This is a genomic window from Photobacterium sp. J15 (genome assembly GCF_963870815.1).
GTDB lineage: Bacteria > Pseudomonadota > Gammaproteobacteria > Enterobacterales > Vibrionaceae > Photobacterium > Photobacterium marinum.
On sequence record NZ_CAWMUI010000001.1, the window covers coordinates 1758662 to 1781032 of the forward strand.

The 22371-nt window shown below is 41.3% G+C and carries 23 protein-coding genes and 1 pseudogene; 19 read left to right on the forward strand and 5 right to left on the reverse strand.

The genetic code is table 11. From position 1 onward, the window contains the following. Positions 1-176: 176 nt before the first annotated feature. Entirely contained in the window at positions 177-1088 is a 912-nt protein-coding gene (locus tag AACQ93_RS08120) for a LysR family transcriptional regulator (protein WP_064603754.1), read from the reverse strand. Positions 1089-1204: 116 nt separating this feature from the next. Here AACQ93_RS08120 and AACQ93_RS08125 point away from each other — a divergent pair, with 116 nt between their 5' ends. The 3 genes from AACQ93_RS08125 to AACQ93_RS08135 all read left to right on the forward strand — a co-directional run bounded on the left by AACQ93_RS08125 (position 1205) and on the right by AACQ93_RS08135 (position 3525). After that, on the forward strand, positions 1205-2059 hold the full coding sequence (locus AACQ93_RS08125; RefSeq protein ID WP_064603757.1) for an SDR family oxidoreductase: 855 nt from the start codon (positions 1205-1207) through the stop codon (positions 2057-2059). 292 nt (positions 2060-2351) lie between these two features. Next, the gene (locus AACQ93_RS08130) at positions 2352-2918 is read left to right on the forward strand and encodes a hypothetical protein (protein WP_064603760.1); all 567 of its coding nucleotides are present in this window, start codon (positions 2352-2354) and stop codon (positions 2916-2918) included. Positions 2919-3153: 235 nt separating this feature from the next. Continuing rightward, positions 3154-3525 carry a hypothetical protein gene (locus AACQ93_RS08135; RefSeq protein WP_064603764.1) on the forward strand — a complete coding sequence of 124 codons (372 nt, stop codon included), beginning with the start codon at positions 3154-3156 and terminating at the stop codon, positions 3523-3525. A gap of 118 nt (positions 3526-3643) precedes the next feature. Here the strand turns inward: AACQ93_RS08135 and AACQ93_RS08140 are convergent, their stop codons facing one another. Further along, positions 3644-4126: a cupin domain-containing protein gene (locus AACQ93_RS08140; protein WP_064603767.1), complete on the reverse strand. Its 483-nt coding sequence runs from the start codon at positions 4124-4126 to the stop codon at positions 3644-3646. Between the two features lie 377 nt (positions 4127-4503). Between AACQ93_RS08140 and AACQ93_RS08145 the strand changes: the two genes are divergently transcribed. From AACQ93_RS08145 to AACQ93_RS08155, 3 genes are all read left to right on the forward strand, one after another. Continuing rightward, positions 4504-6030: a hypothetical protein gene (locus AACQ93_RS08145; RefSeq protein ID WP_157097531.1), complete on the forward strand. Its 1527-nt coding sequence runs from the start codon at positions 4504-4506 to the stop codon at positions 6028-6030. Positions 6031-6118: 88 nt separating this feature from the next. Continuing rightward, positions 6119-7060, forward strand: a complete 942-nt coding sequence (locus AACQ93_RS08150; protein WP_198160108.1) for a tetratricopeptide repeat protein — start codon at positions 6119-6121, stop codon at positions 7058-7060. An 89-nt stretch (positions 7061-7149) separates the two neighbouring features. Beyond that, positions 7150-7701 (forward strand): hypothetical protein, encoded by a 552-nt coding sequence (locus AACQ93_RS08155; RefSeq protein WP_064603776.1) that lies wholly within the window; start codon positions 7150-7152, stop codon positions 7699-7701. Positions 7702-7792: 91 nt separating this feature from the next. Here the strand turns inward: AACQ93_RS08155 and AACQ93_RS08160 are convergent, their stop codons facing one another. After that, positions 7793-8014 carry a hypothetical protein gene (locus AACQ93_RS08160; protein WP_064603778.1) on the reverse strand — a complete coding sequence of 74 codons (222 nt, stop codon included), beginning with the start codon at positions 8012-8014 and terminating at the stop codon, positions 7793-7795. Positions 8015-8275: 261 nt separating this feature from the next. Here AACQ93_RS08160 and AACQ93_RS08165 point away from each other — a divergent pair, with 261 nt between their 5' ends. The 9 genes and pseudogenes from AACQ93_RS08165 (at position 8276) to AACQ93_RS08205 (ending at position 14548) form a co-directional block, all read left to right on the forward strand. Continuing rightward, complete coding sequence (locus AACQ93_RS08165; protein ID WP_064603781.1) at positions 8276-8605, forward strand: gamma-glutamylcyclotransferase family protein; 330 nt, start codon at positions 8276-8278, stop codon at positions 8603-8605. 353 nt (positions 8606-8958) lie between these two features. Beyond that, on the forward strand, positions 8959-9804 hold the full coding sequence (locus tag AACQ93_RS08170; protein ID WP_064603783.1) for an MBL fold metallo-hydrolase: 846 nt from the start codon (positions 8959-8961) through the stop codon (positions 9802-9804). 133 nt (positions 9805-9937) lie between these two features. Further along, a complete protein-coding gene (locus AACQ93_RS08175) occupies positions 9938-10822 on the forward strand; it encodes an NAD-dependent epimerase/dehydratase family protein (protein ID WP_064603785.1) in 885 nt (294 codons plus the stop codon). A 37-nt stretch (positions 10823-10859) separates the two neighbouring features. Further along, the gene (locus tag AACQ93_RS08180) at positions 10860-11381 is read left to right on the forward strand and encodes a hypothetical protein (RefSeq protein ID WP_064603786.1); all 522 of its coding nucleotides are present in this window, start codon (positions 10860-10862) and stop codon (positions 11379-11381) included. 20 nt (positions 11382-11401) lie between these two features. Continuing rightward, complete coding sequence (locus AACQ93_RS08185; RefSeq protein WP_064603789.1) at positions 11402-11908, forward strand: AAA family ATPase; 507 nt, start codon at positions 11402-11404, stop codon at positions 11906-11908. Between the two features lie 355 nt (positions 11909-12263). Continuing rightward, on the forward strand, positions 12264-13157 hold the full coding sequence (locus AACQ93_RS08190; RefSeq protein WP_064603791.1) for a DUF2167 domain-containing protein: 894 nt from the start codon (positions 12264-12266) through the stop codon (positions 13155-13157). 223 nt (positions 13158-13380) lie between these two features. Then, positions 13381-13911 carry a GNAT family N-acetyltransferase gene (locus AACQ93_RS08195; protein WP_064603794.1) on the forward strand — a complete coding sequence of 177 codons (531 nt, stop codon included), beginning with the start codon at positions 13381-13383 and terminating at the stop codon, positions 13909-13911. Beyond that, the gene (locus AACQ93_RS08200) at positions 13908-14108 is read left to right on the forward strand and encodes a DUF3955 domain-containing protein (RefSeq protein ID WP_064603797.1); all 201 of its coding nucleotides are present in this window, start codon (positions 13908-13910) and stop codon (positions 14106-14108) included. The genes AACQ93_RS08195 and AACQ93_RS08200 overlap by 4 nt, the downstream gene beginning before the upstream one ends. Positions 14109-14174: 66 nt before the next feature. After that, positions 14175-14548, forward strand: a pseudogene (locus AACQ93_RS08205) (nuclear transport factor 2 family protein). A gap of 54 nt (positions 14549-14602) precedes the next feature. Here the strand turns inward: AACQ93_RS08205 and AACQ93_RS08210 are convergent. Beyond that, entirely contained in the window at positions 14603-14857 is a 255-nt protein-coding gene (locus AACQ93_RS08210) for a hypothetical protein (protein WP_064603801.1), read from the reverse strand. 269 nt (positions 14858-15126) lie between these two features. On the opposite strand from AACQ93_RS08210, the gene AACQ93_RS08215 reads away from it, so the two are divergent. Next, entirely contained in the window at positions 15127-15729 is a 603-nt protein-coding gene (locus AACQ93_RS08215) for a GNAT family N-acetyltransferase (protein ID WP_232323297.1), read from the forward strand. A 42-nt stretch (positions 15730-15771) separates the two neighbouring features. Here the strand turns inward: AACQ93_RS08215 and AACQ93_RS08220 are convergent, their stop codons facing one another. Continuing rightward, positions 15772-17226, reverse strand: coding sequence for a chitinase (locus AACQ93_RS08220; protein ID WP_064603807.1), 1455 nt, complete (start codon positions 17224-17226; stop codon positions 15772-15774). A gap of 674 nt (positions 17227-17900) precedes the next feature. Between AACQ93_RS08220 and AACQ93_RS08225 the strand changes: the two genes are divergently transcribed. The 3 genes from AACQ93_RS08225 to AACQ93_RS08235 all read left to right on the forward strand — a co-directional run bounded on the left by AACQ93_RS08225 (position 17901) and on the right by AACQ93_RS08235 (position 22141). Then, complete coding sequence (locus tag AACQ93_RS08225; protein ID WP_064603809.1) at positions 17901-19118, forward strand: serine hydrolase domain-containing protein; 1218 nt, start codon at positions 17901-17903, stop codon at positions 19116-19118. Positions 19119-19242: 124 nt separating this feature from the next. Continuing rightward, positions 19243-19815, forward strand: a complete 573-nt coding sequence (locus AACQ93_RS08230; RefSeq protein ID WP_064603813.1) for an HD domain-containing protein — start codon at positions 19243-19245, stop codon at positions 19813-19815. Positions 19816-19972: 157 nt separating this feature from the next. Then, entirely contained in the window at positions 19973-22141 is a 2169-nt protein-coding gene (locus AACQ93_RS08235; protein ID WP_064603817.1) for a prolyl oligopeptidase family serine peptidase, read from the forward strand. Positions 22142-22371 lie beyond the last annotated feature (230 nt).

A 22371-nucleotide genomic window follows, 5' to 3' on the forward strand; every position in this document is an offset into this window, starting at 1 on the left:
TTTAGTTAATAATTCCGAGAGAACATCAACTTTAGCGAGAAGTGTGATATATGCATCAGTGTTTATATCGGTGCGTGTATTGGGGCTGAATTAAAGCTGTAAATTGAGTCCTTACTTATCCCTTGTAGTCAAACAATTTGCATTGTACGAGTAGGTGATAGCTTATTAACTTTTCACTATTGTTTATGAACCACGTCCTTTTTTAATGCTTCGCCTTCTTTTTTCAGAAAATCAATCAAGGTGCGTGTTTTTAACGGCATTAATGCTTTGTTTTGATAGACGGCATATAAAGGAATCGTAACATCGTGAATGTTTGGGAGGATTCTGACTAGTTCACCACTTGCCAGTTCTTTTTTAACCGCAAAGTCTGGCAAAACACCAAATCCTATATGATTGATCAGGAAGTCTTTCAAGGTGTTAGTGGTGCGTACCTGCACTTTGGGTTTCATGTTCAGTTTAACGACTTCGCCTTGTGACGATTTTAAGAGCAGTTGCTTATCACCGTGGACAATATGGTGACTAATCCAGTCGAGTTTTAGCAAGTCTTGTGCTGACTTTAGTTCATGAAAACGCTTTATGTAATCCGGTGATGCACAAAGAATATCATTAAATTCACCAATTCTTGTGGCATACAGGCTGGAATCCTCAAGAGCTGAAGAAGCGCGGATTGCAATATCACAGCGAGATTCGATTAAGTCGCTATAACTATCACTTTCCAACAAATCAAGCTGAACCTGTGGGTATTGGTTGAGAAACTTACTGAAGATATTGGTGTAAGTTGCATTGCCTATCGGCGTTGAAATTCGTATCAGACCACTAGGCTCACTACTGAATTTCTGCGCTTCAGTGTTGGCTTGGGTTGCCAGCTCTTGAATCATTTGACACTTTTCGTAGTAACCTAATCCAGTGTCAGTTAGTGACAGAGAGCGTGTTGTCCGGTGAAGCAGGCGAGTGTTTAATTCTTTTTCCAGCTTGGTAACTATTTGAGAAACGCGCGCTTTACCAATTCCTAACTGATCGGCTGCTTTGGTAAAAGATTGAGTTTCGACAACCCGGGTAAACACCATCATGTCATCTAGTGAAATCATTTCTTATACATAGTTTAGTAAGAGTTAACTATTAGTTTATTTGAATGGTAATTATCAATCAAATTCGAAACGATATAGTTATCGCCAGACAGAAAAGACATGTATGGAGTTAGAAAATGATTGTTGTAACAGGTGCTAATGGTCAACTTGGTCGTCTGGTTATCAAACACTTAATCAGTAAAGTAGATGCTTCAGAAATTGTAGCGGCGGTACGTACGCCTGAAAAGGCAAGTGACTTAGCTGCCCTGGGAGTACAAGTTCGTGAAGCAGACTATTCAAAGCCGGAAACTCTAAAAAAGGCATTCGAAGGTGCAGAAAAAGTACTGTTGATCTCATCAAGTGAGGTAGGCCAAAGAACACAGCAACATAGAAATGTGATTGATGCAGCGAAAAACGAAGGTGTATCTCTTATTGCCTACACGAGCTTACTGCATGCAGATATTTCACCTCTAGGATTAGCTACAGAGCACATTGAAACAGAAAAGTATTTGAAGGAAAACAAAGTACCATTTGTGTTACTTCGTAATGGTTGGTACACGGAAAATTACCTGGCAAGTGTTGCGCCTTCCATCGAGCATGGAGCATTTATTGGTAGTGCGGGTGAAGGTCAAATTAGCTCTGCATCTCGAAATGATTATGCAGAAGCGGCTGCTGTGGTTTTGACATCGGAAGAGCCTCAAGCTGGCAAAGTTTATGAGCTTGCTGGTGATGAGTCATACACACTTGCAGATCTAGCTGCGGTAATTAGCCGTGAAACAGGCAAGCAAATTCCTTATGTGAATCTGCCTCAAAATGAATTTAAAGAGGCGCTTATAGGAGCTGGGCTACCAGAGCCATTTGCGGCATTACTTGCAAATTCTGATGCTGGTGCTTCGCTAGGGGGATTATTTGACGATAGTAGCGAATTAAGCGGTTTAATTGGTCGTCCTACGAAAAATCTAAGTGAAATGATTAAAGCGATTATCGCGTAATATACCAAGTCATAATTGTATTGTTTTAAATAAAGAGCTTCTTTCATAAGGGGCTCTTTTTTTATGTGCTCGTTTTCAAATAGAACCCCGATTTTGCTTATACATTGTGATCCAGTCGGAGTCGCTTTCTTCGCTACTCTTGTACAGTTTTATTATCACTATGTTCCTCTATATTTTGTTGCCTTGAGGAAAGACAGAGATAGTGAAGAGTTTAATCATAGGTTCTTAAGGGAAGTTTTGCGGTATTCCTGAGTGTTTGGCAGTAATTGTTGAAACGAGAAGGGAATAGGATATGAAAAGGATTTTGCTTGGCGGTTTGTTACTTCTATTACAGGGTTGTGCAAGTTATCAGGAAGAAAGTGATTTTGTTACCAGTCAGGTTTGTGAAGGCAGTTCAGATTTACCTTCGGTACTTGCAGTGCAGTTTGAGCCAGTGCAGGATGAACAGTTGCTCAATGAGGCTTTAGGTGAGCCGGAGAAGGGTATGTTATGTCAGGGTAAGGTTTATGTCAGTAAGTCTGATTCAGAAGTCAAAATCTATCGCGCATGGAATAGCACTAACCCCAATAGCCGGTATGGAAAGTGGTGGGCGTTCAATAAGCCAGATGGCAGTGTTGCACAATACCGAGAAGATTACGAAATCTGTTATCAGTGGTCGCCGTTGGACAAAATGGTTAGTTGTACCTTAAAGCCGGACACCAAAATTGTAGTTGGAAACGGACAGAGTGCTAAATGTTCTGAGTATCTGACATATCCTGTTTCGGCAAAACAACAGGTTTATATTATTAATGCACCTGATGCTGTGCTTAATTGTACAGAGTATGACGGTGTCCTGAGCTGGAAATCATCTCTTCAATAGAACGTTTTATAGATTAGGGGGTGCAACTTGTAATGGGGTGCACCGCTTTGTTGTATTTAATCACAGATGCTTTTTGGTGTGTAGGGAATCATAAGTATGATAAATGTTATGAATTGAGCTAGAAGTCATAGTTATCATAGGCTTGTTTGTTGTATTGTTTGTCTGTCTTCGTTAAATCGCACTGATTTAGTTTGAATTGAAGTTTTTGTAAGTCATTTAATGAAGAGAGAAATCGATGTATAAAAAATCGAATATGTACCTGAAAGGCAGTGTTCTGGTTGTTAATAAGGAAGAATACAGGCTTTCAAGAATGCTTAACATCCGAGCCAAAGAACTAAGGCTGAAAGATCAACTGATTCGGATATTGTCTATTTCACTGGCTTTGTCAGTGTTTGGTTGGATTATTCTGCCAATAACAGGGCCGATTTTGATGCTGGTTGGAGCTCTCATTGCTGTTTTTACCATGAAGAAATACGAGCTTTGCGCCGAAATCAGAGCTACAGATGAAAGTGGTGATCAGTGGATTCCTATAGCAAGGGGAAGAAAACCGGAAGAATTTTTGTTATTTAAAAATACTGCAGAGCTTGTGGCGGGGTACCTTAAGTAATATTGCATTCTATGAGGAAAGGACAGGCACAGTTATTTGGTAACCTCACCTCAGTGTCTGTCCTTTAACATGAAGCTGTTTTTTAATTAATACAGCTTTGTTGAATTAATATCGCGCTTTATTTGTTTTCACTACGGCTTAAGCGACGAATGATTTCTTCGTGCTGAGGGTAGTCAGCCAATAGCGTTTCCTGACTAAACAATTCGAAGTCTTCAAAATTAAAGCCCGGTGATACCATACAACCGACCAGAGAGTATCCCGGTTTGTTCATTGCAGAACCGAAAATACAGCCTTTAGGTACAAGAACCTGAGGGCGTTCGCCGTTAGCAATATCAAGGCCGAGCTGCGCTGTTGTCAATTCACCGTCTTCAGAGATCATATAAATAGTCAGCGATTCACCTGCATGGAAGTACCACATTTCATCAGCAGTTAAACGGTGGAAGTGCGACACTTCACCTGTTTTAAGTAGAAAATAGATGCTGGTCCACAGTGAGCGCTTTTCGTCGAAATCACTTTCAGACTTAAAAGACGAGCGGTAGTAGCCGCCTTCAACATGCTGTTCTAGTTCCAGCAGCTCAATGAATTCTTCGGCTGTTTTCATAAGTCAGTACCTGTTGTTTTCAGATTATACGTTTGGTCAGAGTAAAATGTCTGTCTGCGAGATAGAGAATTGAAACCGCATTGTGAAGGGTCATCAAACAGAAAAGCTCACAGAATCATGGGAATGGATTATATCAGTAGCGGTGATGTTTGGTTAGATCTGGTTGATATTATAGGGAATTATCACCAGTAAACTGTTGTTTGAAAAGTATACAACAATAATGGTTTTTGCTGACTTATATCTGTTTGACTGCACGTTTAATTGAATTGATGTCAAAGTTTCTATTCAATTTGTTGGTATTTTACTGATTGATTATAGATATTCCATGCGTGGAATTATATCCGCATGCACATCCATTTAACGCAGTGGTTTAGGCAATGAATAAGACAATATGTAAAATATTAATTATGTGCGGAACATTTTTGTGCTCAGCTCAGACTCAGGCCAGCGGTGCTGATGAGTTGATGTCTGAAATGTTGCAAGACTTTAATAAAATTGGTGACAATTTATCGACGAAGCAGAGGTTAGATAAATACGAGGATATTTTTAAAAATTTAAATGAAATCTATGCAGAGTATTCGGATTCCGAATATGCAATAAAGTTATTATCAAATCAATCAATTGGTAATTTTAATCCAGCGGTAGTTCGCAAGAATTATATTAACGAGCTAAGTTCGTATTACGATAAAGTGTGTGAAACCACACCAACACTATCTTGTTTGGGCTTTGTTTCCTTGAAAACCGGCGTTGAGCAGTGTGAAACAGCGCGAAGTGTGCCTCAATTGAATCAGGGGCATGATTCTATTCTTAATGCTATTCAGCTTTTCCTCGGTCAGGAGAAAGATTCTGTATACGGCGAGTTGGCTATGGATGCTTATCGCTCCTGTACCAGTAGTGCTCGTCGTTATGTTAGTCAGTGGCAGCGTGATTACTACGCGACACAATTGATTTCTCCATTGGTTTCTATTGGCCAGCGAGATATGGCGAAAGCCGTTATTGAAAATATGGAATCACCATATTTCAAATTTGAAGGTGTGCTAAGCCTTGAGCAACAATCGGCCAAGAAAAAAGATGCAGCCTACATTAAACGCTTACAACGTTACATTGATGAGAAGATGCCTACAGATTCTGTAGACACCATGCTGGCGAAAATACGTTTGGGTCTTTTCTCTATGGAGCGAAGCAACATGCAGCATGACTATTCTTCTGCCCGCGATGCTGTTTACGGTAGGTTAAGACGCAATGACAGCAATATCCAGTGTGGTGATGGTGAATTTCCTCGTTATGTTTTTGATTTGATTACTGACTATCAAACTAGCTTGTATAACCTGGATCCTTCTTTACGTAATATAAATGCTGGTCAGATGAAAATCGTTATGACGAGTGCGGCTGATGCGCCTTATAAGACGGTTGGTATTACCGGCGAAAAGATCAAGGATCCGAGAGGTGTCGGTTATGCGTTGGATTCATGTGCTAAAACAGATGAAAATGCCAATTATTCCTTGATGGCTCTTATTCATGGTTATCTTCTTCTAGATGAGGGGAGGGATGTCGCCAAAGATTTCTTAAAATTGGCGAAACAGAACACGATGAATGAAGAAGAACTGTACAGTTACTACATTGATAAGTCCGTTCATTCCCTTGATGAGCTTAATCAGAAAATTGCAGAGAACGAATCTTCGTTTGTTGCCAATCTGCTGATACAGCCGAAAGCACGTTTTGCCGTTTACAAGAAGCGTGTTGATTTTGGCGATGTTTGTGAGGCATCAAAAATGTTGTTCCAAGAGCTGAAGCAAACAGACTCTTACAGTAAAGCCATTAACTATATGTACAGTAGTGATGCTATCGACTTTAGCAATAAATACTCATGTGGTGATGAAGAACTTGAACTTCTCTTGAATTAATAATTGAGCATTAATAATGAAATATTTATCACTTTTTTTATTATTTTTCTGTTTCTCTGCGAGTGCAGCTGAGCGAACAGATAAGGAATTGTACGATAGGGCTGTTGTTGTATTTAAATCAGAGAAATATGCTGATGATCAACTGTATAAGCCTAAGAATGAATTTTATAAATACTCTGACGCTTATGAGGTACTCCAGGCGCTTTCTGACAAAGGGTATAAATCAGCTATTCGTTACCTGAGAAACTATAAACGTGATATTGACGGTAAACTCGCTGCTGAAAAAGGAGATGCTGAGTCTCAGTTTAAGTTGGCTTATCGTCTTGAATCTCGTTATCCGACTACCGCGAAATATTGGTACAAAAAAGCAGATAAGCAAGGTAACTTCAAAGCTTATTGTAAGTTGAACGAGGTACGAGCTTATAATACCTATACTGCAAAATCTGCTGAGCAACTGGCTACGAACGCTTTTGAGTGTAAGTTGAACCATGTTACGCCGTGGATTGATACAGCAAAAGATGATGCAAGCAAAAAAGAACTGAGAGAGTTCTTTAAGCTATATGTAAAAGCACAAGGTGGACGTAAACCGGACTCAAACTCTCAGTTCGTGATTGGTTTGTATTATCGTTATGGCAATGGTGCGGTTAAGCAGGACATTAAAAAAGCACACCAGTGGCTGCTAAAAGCTTATTCAAACGGTAGCGAGCAGGCTGCCACTGAATTGCAGTTCCTTTATGATGAAGGTCTTGCGAAGGCTCCGCGTTACTATGTTCCTAACCTGGATAACCGAGAGCTGTACGCCAAAGGTGTTGAGTACTTTAAAGCTAAAGATTACTACAGAGCCTTTAATCACTTTGAAAAGGCGGCTAAAGATAACCACATGAATTCTCAATACATGCTGGGTATCATGTATCTGCAGCAGCAAGGTGTATCACAGAATCTTAAGCTGTCTAAAAAATGGCTTGAAAAAGCAGCGGCACAGGGCAGTAAACCTGCTCAGGATGTGCTGGATGCCGAGTTTAAGTCTTAATCAGTAAAAGCATACTGCTACCGTTACTTTGGTTTAGTATCGGTAGCATCTACATTCAGAATATTTGATGTAATTTAAGAGATTTATTAATGGATGAACTACGTTCGCCGGCATATTGGGTCGGGCACTTTTTTACTATTGCTGCAACTATTATCGGTGTTTATTACGCAGCAGTGGTTGGCTTTGACGCTGCATTGAAACTTGATCTTGTTAAAGCAGACAGAAGCACCTATTTTGTCGCCGAATCAATGTATAAAGAGCTGGATTTTAATGTTCACAATATGGACAAATACATTGAGCGCGTGAAGAATGAACGTTATGTCTACAATGAACATCTTGCCGGCATTAAGCTTAATGATTATGTATTTCAGGCATCGAAAAACTCAGAATCGATGTTTGAGATTGAACCAAAGCTACTTACAGAAGTTTCGATTTATTACTTCACAGTTGGTAATGCTATTGAACATTACTATGATTCGGGCAAGCAATCCCCGAGTAGCTTAATGAAAGTTGTGCAACGTGAAACCCAAAAGCTGAAAGAGCAAAAGACTCTAGAACGCCTTGCCGCTTATAACAAAGGGCTTGCTGATAGTGTAGAAGCTCGTGGTATAAGCCTGGATCAACCGGGTATTGCTATCTAATGTTGTAAATTTATTCAGAAGTATAAATGAATTCTCATTAAAAAGGCCGCAATTGCGGCCTTTTGCTTATTTATGGCAGCCTTTGTGACATCTATTCTATTGTGATCTCACCATTGCGAACCATGTGGCAAAAACGAGAATAGTCGTGGCTGTATACACAAAAAGCCGCAGGAGTTGATGCATCTGTCATGAACTCATCGAAGGCTTTACGTGTCTGGTTTGGTAGTTCTACCGGGTCTACGACTTTGAACGGAACGTCCGGAATCGAAAACTCTTTTAGTTCAGGCAGTAACGCGTCTAGTTCAGTTGCCATATAATCATCACCTTCCACTGTTGGGTTAATGATACTTAGATCATTATAGTCAACGAAAAATACGCCCTGATAAGAGTTTTTGTATGGTTGTTGTTTTGTATTATCTTGACCTTGTCATAGAGGTTTTCTGAACATGACATGTCCTATCAATATGCTTCATATGGCATCGACAACGTCTAACCGTTAAGGTGTAAAACGTTATGTTTTGCACTTATGCGTGATTTGTAACGAAATAAGTGCTGATTTTGTTGAGGTAGGACAATGGAAAAACTCTTCGTATACGGAACTCTGGGGCCTGGCCGCCCAAATGCGCATGTGATGGAAGCGATAGGTGGAACATGGGCAGACGCTACAGTTAACGGAAAATTGCGTGAAGCTGGTTGGGGGGCAGAGATGGGTTATCCGGGTATCGATCTCGACGAAAATGGTGATGAGATTAATGGCTTTGTTTTTAGCTCAGAGAACCTGTCTGCTCACTGGGAAGAGCTTGATCAGTTTGAAGGTGAAGCCTACGAGCGAGTACTTGTTCCTGTAAAGCTTAGCGATGGTAATATGACTGAAGCTTATATTTACATGTTACGACCAGAGTAAAAACTAACCGCTTTGCAAGTCTCATTGCGTTTTTAACGACTAACACAACTTTCCTCATGGCATTGCTGCCAGTTACCATGCGCCTTCAATAAGGTCGCATGGTATGTCCTGAATATACGGAGTTTGATTAAAGCAAATTAGGCCTTTGACCAATACCTCTCGCTTAATCACATGATGTGATTTCAAATCCAGATAATATGGCCCGTTATTCTTACGTTCATCAGGCAATATAAAGCTAAGGACTTTCAGTGGATATAACGAACGCAGTAGGAAGTGTAATCTCGACAACTCTTGGAGAACTTGAGATCATCAAATTTCTCGGAAAAGGTAAATCAGGTCATTAAGAGGATGCTATGAAAATTACCGCTCTTGTTGAAAATACCCGGCTTAAAAGCCGTCCTGATCTTGCTGTTGAGAAAGGCTTGTCTTTTCATGTGAGCACAATGGACAGGCAAATACTGTTTGATGCCGGTAATGATCACAAGTTCTGTGATAATGCAGATCGACTGGATGTCAGCATTTCTGATGTCGATGCGGCGGTTGTCTCTCACTGGCATCACGATCATGGTGGCGGCATGGGCTACTTCCTGAAGCAGAACAGCAAAGCCAAAGTTTATATGCGTCAGGCTGACAATGTTGGTTATGCGTTTAAGTTTTTAGGCCTGAAGTTTGATGTTGGTATTAATTTCGAGATGTTTGATGGGGCAGAGAAGCGTGTCGAGCTTGTTTCAAAACAGACTGAGATTTATCCCAACATCTTTATCGTTACAGATTTGGCGAGCAAGCATCCGCAGCCGCAGGGTAATAAATACCTGTATACTAAAGGTGCTTCCGGCTACCAGCTAGATTCTTTTGATCATGAACTGATGATGATAGTGAAAGAAGATGATGGCCTGGTGATTTTTACCGGTTGTGCACATAACGGTGTGCTAAATATGATTGATACCGCGGCAGAACAGTTTCCTGATACACATATAAAAGCGGTTGTCGGTGGCTTTCATCTTGTGGGTTTGCCAATGTTCAACACAATAGGCGGTACCAAAGAAGACATAGAAGAGCTTGGCAAACGGCTGATGTGTTACCCGGTTGATAAGTTTTATACATGTCATTGTACTGGCCTTAAGGCTTATGAAATTCTCAAGGGTGTTCTTGGTGAACAGCTTGAATATTTGCCAACCGGAAAAACAATTGAGATATAAAGTTATCGAGTCTGGTCTGAGTCATATCACTTACAAGTTAAATTACTGATATGATGCGTCGTATGAAAGCAACTAAAACGCAAGTTGAGCTTCTCTTTGTCGTAAAAGCCGTTTAAGAAGTAGGTAATTAATATTGAAAATTTTAGTCACAGGGACAGCTGGGCGAGTAGGGCGTGCAATCTATATTAACCTGATGAAAAAACACCAGGTTGTCGGTATTGATAAAACACCATGTTCGACTGCGGATTATGTTGGTGATATTCGTGATACAGAGTTACTGGACAAAGCCTTGGAAGGCGTTGAGGTTATTGTTCATACCGCAGCGTTGCATGCTCCTCATGTAGGCTTGTTTTCTGATGATGAGTTTGAGCAAATCAATGTTACAGCTACCGAGCATCTGGCTTTACAGGGGCTTAAAAAAGGTGTGAAACATTTTGTTCTGACTAGCACCACAGCGCTTTATGGTTATGCTTCTACGCCTGAAGGGGTTGCCGGTTGGGTCAATGAGACTGTTACCCCGCAGCCGAAAACGATTTACCACAGATCAAAAATACAGGCAGAAAAAACATTAGAGCGCATCTCTCATTTATTCAATCTGCCTGTGACTGTACTACAAATGTCACGCTGTTTTCCTGAGCCGGCAGATATGATGGCAGTATATCGCTTAACGCGTGGCGTAGATGCCCGAGATGTTGCCAGTGCTCATGCCTGTGCAATTGAAAAACGTCCGTCAGGATTTAAGCGTTACATCATTTCAGGACGAACACCCTTCAATAAATCTTGTTGTGAGCAGCTTTATCAGAATGCAGAAGAAGCGATACAGCAATTTGCTCCTGAACTGGCTGAAGAGTTCGCAAATAGGGGATGGCGATTACCACAGTCACTTGATCGCGTTTACGATTCTGCCCTGGCGCAGAATGAATTGGGCTGGCAACCTAAATATGGTTATGAAGGCGTATTGGACTACCTTGACAATGACATTGCCGAAGTTTTGCCAGTTATGAGCCATAACGAGTAATTTGTGTACCTGTCGGGAAATTGAGTCGTATTGAATAATGGAATTGGTTGAATACTCAAGGGCTTTAGTCCCTTTTATTGCACTTTTAACATTTTTATTTATTGATCGTAAGCGAAAAGAGTTTGATGAACAGTACTCAGGTATGAAGTGTTTATCGCTGAGCTACTTTGGCCGGATCATTGTGTGGTTTTCAGTTTTGGTGAGTTCAATTTTACTCTCCCAACTGATAATTACGCCGCCGGAAGCCACTTACTCCGCTTTTCTTTTTCTTCTGTTGATCGCTGCTATTCTCAGTATTGCTATAGAACATCTAACTTATAGAGTGTACTTCAATGATCATCGACTGGTTATCATAAGTGCACTGAGAAAGCCTAATTGTTGTGAGTTTTCTGATGTTTTATCAGTAAAAGAAAAGGTCTATGGCGGCGATAATGGCAAAGTCTACGTGATCATCCTTGAAAATAAGAAGATACGAGTTCCAACCTCCATGCTTGGCGGATATTATTTGCATGAATTTGATCCTCTGTTACGGAGAAAGTTTACAAGTAAAACGCTATAGAAACAGGAATCTCATCAAGAATGACAACACCAACGCTATACATTTTCTCTGGCCTGCCTGCATCGGGGAAGTCGACATTAGGCCAAGCCCTGGCGCAACAACTAGGTGCTGTTTATCTGAGGATTGATACAGTAGAGCAGGCATTAAGGGACTTATGTGATTTTAAAGTTGAAGGGGAAGGATATAGGTTAAGTTATCGTTTAGCTGCTGATAACCTGAACCTTGGTAATTGTGTCATTGCGGACTCTTGTAATCCGATAACACTCACCCGTGATGAGTGGCGTGATGTTGCGAAGTCTTCTAATGCCAGATATGTTGATATTGAGATCTATTGTTCGGACTCAGAAGAGCATAAAAACCGTGCCGAGCAGCGCAATACAACCGTGACAAATTTAACGTTGCCTACCTGGAAGCAGATTCAGAACAGAGAATATCACCCGTGGAATGATGATATCGTTCGAATTGATACTGCCGGAAAAACACCAGAAGAGTCGTTCAGAGAATTGCTCTTAGTCTTAGAAAGATGACATTTACTTTACTGTTTTGATAGGGCTGCTTTAAGCCCAGTTTTTTACCTTTCAAGAAAACTCTCTGCTGTGACGGAGAAAGTATCATTTCCTTGCCTTTAATACTTCAGTGACAAAAAACAGCTAGATATGAATAATAAAATTGATATCAATCCATTTTATTATTCATGGGGTTGATATCATTGTGGGCGCATTTGTTCAACAATCGTAAAGTTCGATATCTGGGGCTTAACTGATGAAGGGGGCGGTAACTGAGCGTTCTTCTTCTGGACTTAATGCAATACAGCTGCGTTTATAAAAATAACTTACAACAAAATTAGTTGTTACTGCGTCATTCGTTACAAATGGAGTAAAAATGAAATTTAAGGCATTCCTATTGTCATTATGCTTTTTGATCTTGCCACAGTTGGTTTTGGCTGAGTCGACAAGTGATACCTCTGAAGTTGATGATTACTATGAGTGGGCAACAAGCGTATGGAATTCTCTTGAGCGTCAGACCGGTGAAATTAAGTTGCCTGCTGCCAGTGCGACACTGAACATCCCGGAAGATTTCTACTACCTTTCATCTACTGATGCAGAAACCGTTTTGGTTGATGTATGGGGAAATCCTCCGGGTCAAAACACCTTGGGTATGATCTTTCCTGCTGGTATGACGCCTTTTGATAGTGATTCATGGGCAGTAACTATCAGATATGAAGAAGATGGCTATGTTTCTGACGAAGACGCGAACGATATTAATTATTCTGAGCTTTTGGAGCAGATGAAATCTGATACCAAAGAGGAAAATAAGGATCGTGTCAGTCAGGGGTATGAGGCTATCGAGTTGGTTGGCTGGGCCGCTGCACCATATTATGATGTAAAAACTCATAAGTTACATTGGGCGAAAGAGCTTAAATTTGGTGAAGATGATATTAACACCTTGAACTATAATATTCGTGTTCTGGGCCGCAAAGGCGTGTTGGTGCTGAACTTTATCGCTAATATGGATCAAAAAGATCTTATTGAGTCAAAGCTTGATTCAGTTTTGGCACTGGCTGAATTTGAGCAGGGTTATAAATATACTGATTTCAATTCAAGTACAGATAAAATGGCTGCATATGGTTTGGGTGCGCTGGTGGCTGGTAAAGTAGCAGCAAAGACAGGCTTCCTTGCCGCAGCAATTCTATTTCTGAAGAAATTCGGGATGTTTATTGTGTTGGGTATCGGTGCTTTTTTCAAAAAGTTATTTCGTAAAAAGAAAGCGGATTAAATAACTTTAAATGCGACTTTAGTTCTTTTTGACTGACTGAAGTCGCTTCCCCCTCCATGTAACCTCAGTAAAATATCACTTTCTTAATCCACTTATAATAACCTGTTGATTTACAATTACATTAATGTGATAACTTGTTCAGTACTTTTAAAACTGCATTAAAAGTGGTGTCGTCTGGCATATGAGACCCAAGGTTTGTTTTACTTTTTCAATGGTGTAAGTGATGAAGCAAGAAAGAATTGAAACAGAGCGGCTAATACTTCGACCTTTTGAATTAAACGATGCTGATCGTGTTGCCGTGTTGCTCCGTGAAAAATGTATCTCGGATATGACGGCCAATATTCCTTACCCGTATTCGCCTCAGATGGCTGTGGAGTGGATTAGTCTTCACCAGGATGCATTCAAGGAAAGAATCGCGCTTGTTTATGCCATTGTGGATAAAAGAAGTGATGAACTTATCGGTGCCGTTAGCTTTCCGTTATGGGATGATAATGAGGCCGTGATTGGCTATTGGCTGGGTGTTGAATATTGGGGTAATGGCTATATGCCAGAGGCCGCGACTGCTTTAATTAATTTCGCCGTATCTTATTTGGGTATAAGTAAAGTGACGGCATTGCATTTAGTGGAGAACGATCAGTCTCGCTCTGTGATACAAAACCTTGGGCTGTCATATATTGAAAACCGCTTTGATCTGATTGATGGTGTGAGACGTGAAGTGTGTTGTTATCAAGCGATTGTTGGGGCAGGAGTATGAAAAAATATCGTTTATCCATTGTCTTGCTGTTTTTAAGCATGGTGTGCTACGTAGCATTTCAAATTACTGGTTCTTACATTGATGAAAATGGCATCTTAGTTGAGCCTTTTGCTTTAATTCCGTTGTTTTTGCTCTTGTTGCTTTTTGCTTTCATTACTTTTGCTTTTCAATATCTGAAAGGACGAAGAAAACGTTAATCAGATAATTTTCAAAAGCTGGTAAGTACCATGAAAGTGATACACGAAGGTTAAAAAGGAGGTTTTGTGGAAATACTTATTGAGCAGGAAATCGCGTTACATCAGCATGAAGTAAGAACGAACAAGACTGAAGCTGAAAGGCTGTTGCATCCGGATTTTCGTGAAGTCGGTATCTCAGGAATGAGCTTTGACCATAAGAGCATTATGGCGATGATGGAAGAGGAAAAACCATCATCTCTGCGCATTCACTCCCAGGATTATGAATGTATCGAACTATCACATAACGTGATGCTGCTGCTCTAAAGTCAGCATTTATTGATGGTACAGGTACTTTTGATTATTTTGCGAAACGTTCATCTGTTTGGGTTTTAAGTGGGGAACAATGGCAGATGAAGTATCATCAGGGAACGATATGTGAACCTTTTGAGATAAAGAAATAAAAAAGATGATGGTATTGAAGTGTGAGAAAACTGAATACCATCATCCTGACGTTATTATGCGGATTTTTCTTTTAGCCTGTGATTGTCACGAAGAGATTTTATTTCTTGAATGAATGCAATGTAAAAGTATGGGAACATTAGAAACATGATAAAAACATAGCTGACTTTATATCGAAATGGCATAACCTCATTTTGATCACTTTCGAAGATTGTTTTTCCGGTAATGAAATAGAGGGCAATAACATATAAAGTAACAAAAATGCCAATAACAGCATACGCAGACAGTAAATAAGTCAGAGTTTCAAACATAAATCCTCCCGAATAGAAGTCCATTTGAAATCAGTTGTTACTAATAAGAATAAGCATATAGGTTATTGATTCCAAGATGTTAATGTTGACTTTCATACTTAAAAACACGAAAGGCAAAGCACTTCAAAAAAACAATGAAATAAGCATGTAATTCTATGATTTCAAATGGCATGGAATTATTATCAATGTTGTTATTATTACAATGTGTTATTAGTGATTATTGAAAAGTGTTCCTTGTAGTTAGTACATAAATAATAACTCGCTAATTAATGGATGCTTTGAAGTTAATGACATACTTAATAAAGGAATTGGCTATGGTCACTGAGCTTAAAACCGAAAGGCTGATCTTGAGGCGATGGAAACAGCCTGATTACGCACTATTTGCCGAGATGTCAGCAGACCCGGCTGTAATGAGGTACTTTCCATCTGTTCTATCCAGAGAAGAAAGTGATCAACTGGCAAATAAAATTGATTCACTGATGGAACAAAAAGGTTGGGGGTTCTGGGCGGTTGAGCTAAAAGAAACGGCTGAATTTATAGGGACCATCGGGTTGCACTATCAGGACAAAGATATTCCTGAAGCGCCGTTTGTTGAAGTTGGCTGGCGTTTGTCTTCTGAGCACTGGGGAGCTGGTTACGCTACTGAAGCTGCACTGGCATCTTTGAAGTTCGCATTTGAGGTGCTTAGGTTGCCAAAGGTTTATGCTTTTACTGCGTTGCAAAATACACCCTCACGTAAGGTAATGGAGAAAATAGGAATGACTGATACAAACACGAGGTTTTTTCATCCTTCTGTGCCTGAAGGTCATCCGTTACAACGTCACTGCCTGTATAAAATTAGCAGGGATGAGTGGAAAAAAACCGCCTTGTAGAAGGCGGTTTTACTTTCGTGGTTAAATTTTAGCTTGTAAGTATTAAGCGACTTTCATCCATGGGCCCCATTCACCGGATTTCTCAGGGTCGTCACCCTTCGTCCAGTATTTTGCTTCATAGGTCACTCCGTTTACTACAACACGATCACCTTTATCGTAGGGGGTGTTTGCATCCCAGCCGTTTGGGTCAGGATTTGGGTTTGGATTGGGATTTGGTCCAGGTGTTGGTTCAACTTTATCTACAACTCGAACTTCAGGCCATCCTGGGTGAGATTCGTACACGTTCGTTATACATTTTTCATAGTCACCCGGTACAAGGGCAGAGTAGGCGGTCTGGTAGGCAACCAGTTTACATTCGAAAGACTTTCCTTCAGGGCGATCTGCGTGATAGCTCCAGTCTCCATCCCAGTTGGTATAGAGCACATCAGTGGCTCCTTCAAGGTTCAGGCTGCCGTATGGAGTCTGTTGCCAGCAAGTGTTCTTTTCGTCAGCTTCAATAGGGATTTGGTAGTGAGCGGCTAAGCCTTCCCAGTAACGAATTCGGTTAACTGGCTGACCTTTATTTTTATTATGTTCACCACATTCGATACCACCGTTAATGATGTTGATAGTAGTACCGAAGCCATAGCCAATACCGGCATCAATTTCACGTTGTGATGGTTTCCAGGTGCGGTCAATGACATGCAGCATGGCAGGTTTCGGCGCCTGAGGTGTCAGGAAGAACCAGATAGCAGAGGCAAGGTTAAGCCATGAGTCAGCAACGCGGCCCGGATCATTTAGTAACACAGAGGCATCGCCGTTAAACATCACTTCAGAGAAAGGTCCATAATTGAAGTGATAGGAGAGCTGTTTTGCTCCACGACCAAAATAACCCTGACCAGCCGCACATGGCCAGCGCTTATTTTGCCAGTCATTCTGACCACAACCGGTTGTATAGCCGACTTGACCTTCAGACCAGCCCATTTCACGTACGTGTACTAGTGCTTGTTGCCACTCTTCAAGTCCAAGTGGGTTATCCCACACATTATCTTTGGAAATATGACCACCGGTTTCTTGTGCGAAGTGAGCAAATGCCGTGACGATGGATTTCTTACAGATAGCATCAGAGTCCCTACCATCGGTGTACTCGCCACAAAATGCCGGGAACTTACCGATAGCACGAAGGAAACGGGTATAGGTGTATTCGGGCGCAGCCATTTGGGTCAGGAAGTCCCATTCAGACTGAGAGAAAACACGCTCTGCGCGTTTAACGTTATCGGGATTGCTGGCAAGGCCTGGTTCAATGGCTTCAACAACAGTGTTTGGTTGGGTTGCCAGTGCTTTAGCCCAGATTGCGTACATAGGATCAGCGGTTTTCGCTTTTTCAGCCGCTTCAACATCGGCACGTAAAACTACGTATCCGGTTGGGTTTTGAGGATCTGGTTGAGGGTTCATTGCAAAGCTGTTGGCAGCTAAAGTGCATCCTATCAGTGTTGTCAGAACTCCTAGCTTAAACATGTGAGAAACTCCTTGTAATTTTGAGGGACCTGGCAAATAAGCCAGGCTTAAGATGTCCCACGCTTTGACAGTACAATGCCAACATGAGAAAGCCGCTAGAGGCAGTGATATACGAAGGAGTAAGACGTATCCCTGTTGGTCTGTGATTTCTGAACCGGGAAAAACCGCCGTATTTGCACAATAGCTATTGTTGTCAGCGAAACTGTCTAACAAAAACCAGCGCAGCAAATTGAATATAAAATGACCGTCAAGGCTGACTCAATGGTTATTTTTTATAGATAATTATCTGTAATATGTATTTTGGGTAAAATAAAAAACCATTAATTTAAAGTTATTGGATTTTAAGTTCTCAACAAAGGCGTTGAATTTATAAATCCAGAATGAAAAACCGATTTGATAGTTGAGAATTAAAGGGAATCTCTGCGAGCCATTTCAAAGCATTATAGAAACGTTTAATTTTCTGGCTATATTTCTGGAAGGTATATAACGGTTTTCATTATGAAATAACGTGGCCGGTATTTTTATTGTTATTAATGAAATGAAAGCAGTTGGTCACGATTGTATTTAAATACGTGATCTCTGACAAGAATGATATATATGGTTTTAACTTTGTTTATTATTATTTTGAATAAAATAAAAGCTATAGTTTAGATAGTTGCTTTCAGGGGGCCAAAATGAAACAAGTTACTCGTGTTCTGATTTTTCTTGTCATTCTGGTAACAGGTTGTGGAGCATGGTTCAAAACGGAACTGACGCAACTTTATCATACCGTGCGCCTTTTTGATGAAGATGTGATTGTTAGTAATTTTTCTAACATGAAGCAAATGGCTCCTACTAAAATCGTCAGGCGCTCAGGTGAAGTTTATCGGTTTGGTGAGCATCAACGTTTATTACCGACTTATTTTGCTTATAACGACAGATATGTTGATACAGACCGCTGGCTGAAAGAGACGAACACAACGGCGATGATCGTACTAAAAGGTAACGATATCAGTTATGAAGAATACTTTTTGGGGACGGGCGAATTTGATTACCGGATTTCATGGTCGGTCGCAAAATCCTTTTTGAGTGCGGTTTTTGGGGTTGCTGTGGAGGAGGGGCTCATAGCAGACCTTAACGATCCTGTTACAGATTATGTCCCGGATCTTGTCGGCTCCGGCTACGAGGGTGTCAGTATTAAGAACATCTTACAGATGTCGAGTGGTATCTATTTTAATGAAGATTATAGTGACTTCTTCAGTGACATTAATCGAATGGGACGAATTCTTGCGCTTGGTGGCAGCTTCGATGAGTTTGCTTCAACGCTGACCCGATATCGGGATCAAGGGACATACATGCATTATGTCAGTATGGATACGCATGTACTTGGAATGGTTTTACGGGCAGCAACCGGACGTGAGTTCATTGACTACTTTCATGAAAAATTATGGTCAAAGCTGAAGACCGAGGGTGACGCCATTTTTATTACCGACAGTATGGGGGAACCTATGGTGCTGGGTGGGCTGAATCTGATCACTCGTGACTATCTGCGGCTGGGTAAGTTGTACCGTGATAATGGTCGTCTGGACGGAGAGCAGATTATTCCCGAACAATGGATCGAGACGAGCATAACTCCGGATGAACCTCATTTGATGCCCGGCCCGCGGGACAGCGCGAAAACTCACTTTGGCTATGGCTATCAATGGTGGATCCCTGAAAATGCCGATGAAGAGTTCATGGCTATCGGTATTTATGGCCAGTATATCTATATCAATCGCAAAGCCGATGTTGTGATTGTAAAAAACAGTGCCGATCGTCGTTTCATGGAAAACAACTACGAAAGTATGGATTATGCGGTGGCTGCCTTCAGGCAAATTGCTCATTCACTGGCTGAAGATATGGTAACTAATTAAGTCTGCATGCTATTTTCTCGAGGCATTATTGATTGATATTAATTGGCTTAAATATCACTGAATAAGGAGGAGGATCGTATTACACTTTGCTGATATCTTTTATTTGTCGTAATCGAGAATTCCCATGCAAAAAATAAGAAGCTTGCTCGTTGAGCTGGATAAGCTGAAGTCGGTTTACCGGATGACTTATCTTTCGGATATCTCCCGTACTGAAAATTCTGCAGAGCATAGCTGGCATCTTGCCGTTGCCTTGATGGCATTGAGAGATCTTATCCCTGAGACTGTCGATATTGATCATGCAATTAAGATGGCCTTGCTGCATGATGTTTGTGAAATCGGTGCCGGGGATATTTCTGTTTATGATCCTAAGCGCGGTGAGAAAGCAAAAGAAGAGGCTGAATTCATGCAGGCTTTTGCTGAGCGCCACGACACCTTTGGTAAAGAAGCGTCTGCAATGTGGTATGAGTACGAAGAGCAGCTCACAGAGGAAAGCCGGTGGGTTAAAGTCGTTGATCGCTTACTGCCTTTCATTTTGAATATTGCAACGGAAGGTAAACGCTGGCAGGAGCAGGGCATTGCCCGCAGCCAGGTGTTGGGTATTAATCGTTGTATTGAAGAAATAGCGCCTGAACTCTATGAATGGATGAAACAGGAAATTGATGAAGCAGTTAAAAAAGGCTGGCTTCAGGATTCCTGAATACCCATAAATAAAAAGTAAAACAGAAAGCCAAAATAAGAAGCAAAACGTTGCTTTGTTTTTCTTGTTCAGATGTTATGTTATTGATTCTGAATATCTTACTGGGACGATTGAGCCGTACTACAGAAAGGCTCATTGAAAAAATAAGAAGGATGAAATGTATAAGAAGGCGTTAACGTTGGCTGTTATGGTTGCACTTGCAGGTTGTGATACACCTGCGGATCTTAAAAATACAAATAGCAATGTTCAGGAACAACCTGTTCTGGAAAGTACTGAACAGGTTGTTAAATACCCGGAAACTAGAAAAGTGGATGTCGTTGACGAGTATTTCGGTACTAAAGTTGTGGATCCGTATCGTTGGCTTGAAGATGACATGAGCCAGGAAACAGCGAAATGGGTGAAGTCACAAAACAAAGTAACTTTTGATTATCTGTCACACATTCCTTATCGCGAGCAGATTGAAGCGCGTCTGACTAAGCTGATGGATTATGAAAAGGTTGGTCAGCCATTTAAAGAAGGTAAGTACACTTATTTCTATAAGAATGATGGATTGCAAAACCAGTATGTCCTCTATCGTCAGCTTGGTGATGGTAGAGAGGAGGTTTTCCTCGACCCGAATACTTTTAGTGAAGACGGGACGACATCACTGGCCGGAACCAGTTTCTCTAAAGATGGTTCTCTGATGGCTTATCAGATATCGGAAGGTGGTAGTGACTGGCGAAAAGTCATTGTGCTTGATACTGAAACGAAAAAGCAGGTCGGTGAAGTGCTGGTTGATGTTAAATTCAGTGAGCTTTCCTGGCTTGGTAATGAAGGATTCTATTACTCCAGCTATGACAAACCACAGGGCAGTGAGTTATCTGCGAAGACAGATCAACACAAGCTTTATTATCACAAGCTAGGTACTCGGCAGAGTGAAGATAGCTTGATCTTTGGTGGTACTGATGAGCAGAAGCACCGTTATGTTCAGGGTTACACCAGTGACGACGATCGCTATTTGGCAATTTCTGCCAGCGTCTCGACCTCCGGTAACAAGCTGTATCTTAAAGATCTGACTAAACCGGACAGTGAACTTATTACTGTGTTGGACGACACGAAATCTGATACTTATGTAGTTGAAAATCAGGGTTCAAAACTGTATTTGGTTACCAACCTTGATGCGCCTTATAAACGGCTTGTCAGTGTTGATGCTTCTAATCCGACGCCGGATAACTGGAAGGATGTTATCCCTGAGTCCGATAGTGTGTTGAACGTCTCTACCGGTGGTGGTTATTTCTTTGCTTTGTATGAAGTCGATGCCGTTTCAAAAGTGAAGCAGTATGATATGGACGGTAAGCTGATCCGCGAGATTCAGTTGCCGGATATGGGTACTGCCAGTGGCTTTTATGGTGAGAAAGAAGATAAAGAGATTTACTACACCTTCACTAACTTCAAGACTCCGGGAACAACTTACAGTTTTGATGTAAATAGTGGTGAAAGCAAGGTCTATCATAAGTCAGCCGCGCCGTTTAATGCTGACGATTACCAGTCGCAGCAGGTGTTTTATACCTCCAAAGACGGTACGAAAGTACCGATGACAATTACCTACAAGAAAGGTACGCATCTGGACGGCACTACACCGACAATCCTTTATGGCTATGGTGGTTTTAATGTCAGTTTGACACCATGGTTCAGTCCGACACGGGCGGCATGGCTGGAAATGGGCGGTATCTATGCAGTTGCCAATATTCGTGGTGGTGGTGAATACGGTAAAGAATGGCACAAAGCCGGTACTCAGCTACATAAGCAGAATGTTTTTGATGACTTCATTGCCGCCGCTGAGTATTTGACTGCGGAAGGCTATACCTCAAGTGAGAAACTGGCGATCAATGGTGGTTCTAACGGTGGCCTGCTGGTGGGAGCGGCGATGACGCAGCGGCCGGATTTATTTAAGGTCGCTATCCCTTCAGTCGGAGTGTTGGACATGCTTCGTTACCATACCTTCACTGCCGGAGCCGGCTGGGCATACGATTATGGTACAGCTAACCAAAGTAAGGAAATGTTTGATTACCTGAAAGGATACTCTCCGGTTCATAATGTGCATGCAGGAACTCAATATCCGGCAACACTGGTAACCACTGGCGATCATGATGACCGCGTTGTACCAGCTCACTCTTACAAGTTTGTGGCAGAGCTGCAATCGAAGCAGGCTGGCATTAATCCGACCTTGATACGTATTGAAACGAATGCCGGTCACGGAGCAGGAACTCCGACAAGTAAGATCATTGAGCAATATGCCGATATATACAGCTTCACACTGTATAACATGGGGGTTCAGAAGATTTGAGCCAAGTGAGAGTTCATTTCTAATAGTAAAGCGCAGCCAATTGGCTGCGCTTTTTTTGTAGTTCATAAACGCTGGGGGGATGCCAGATTACTACAAAGTAATCGGGGTTATAAGAAGGAGGGGGCTGAGTCGCACTTTGATGATTATTTGCCCAACACAGTTGACTCATCTATTAATCGCCATTAAATTGACGCTTATTAGAGTTATTACTCAATTCGATTTTTGATTAA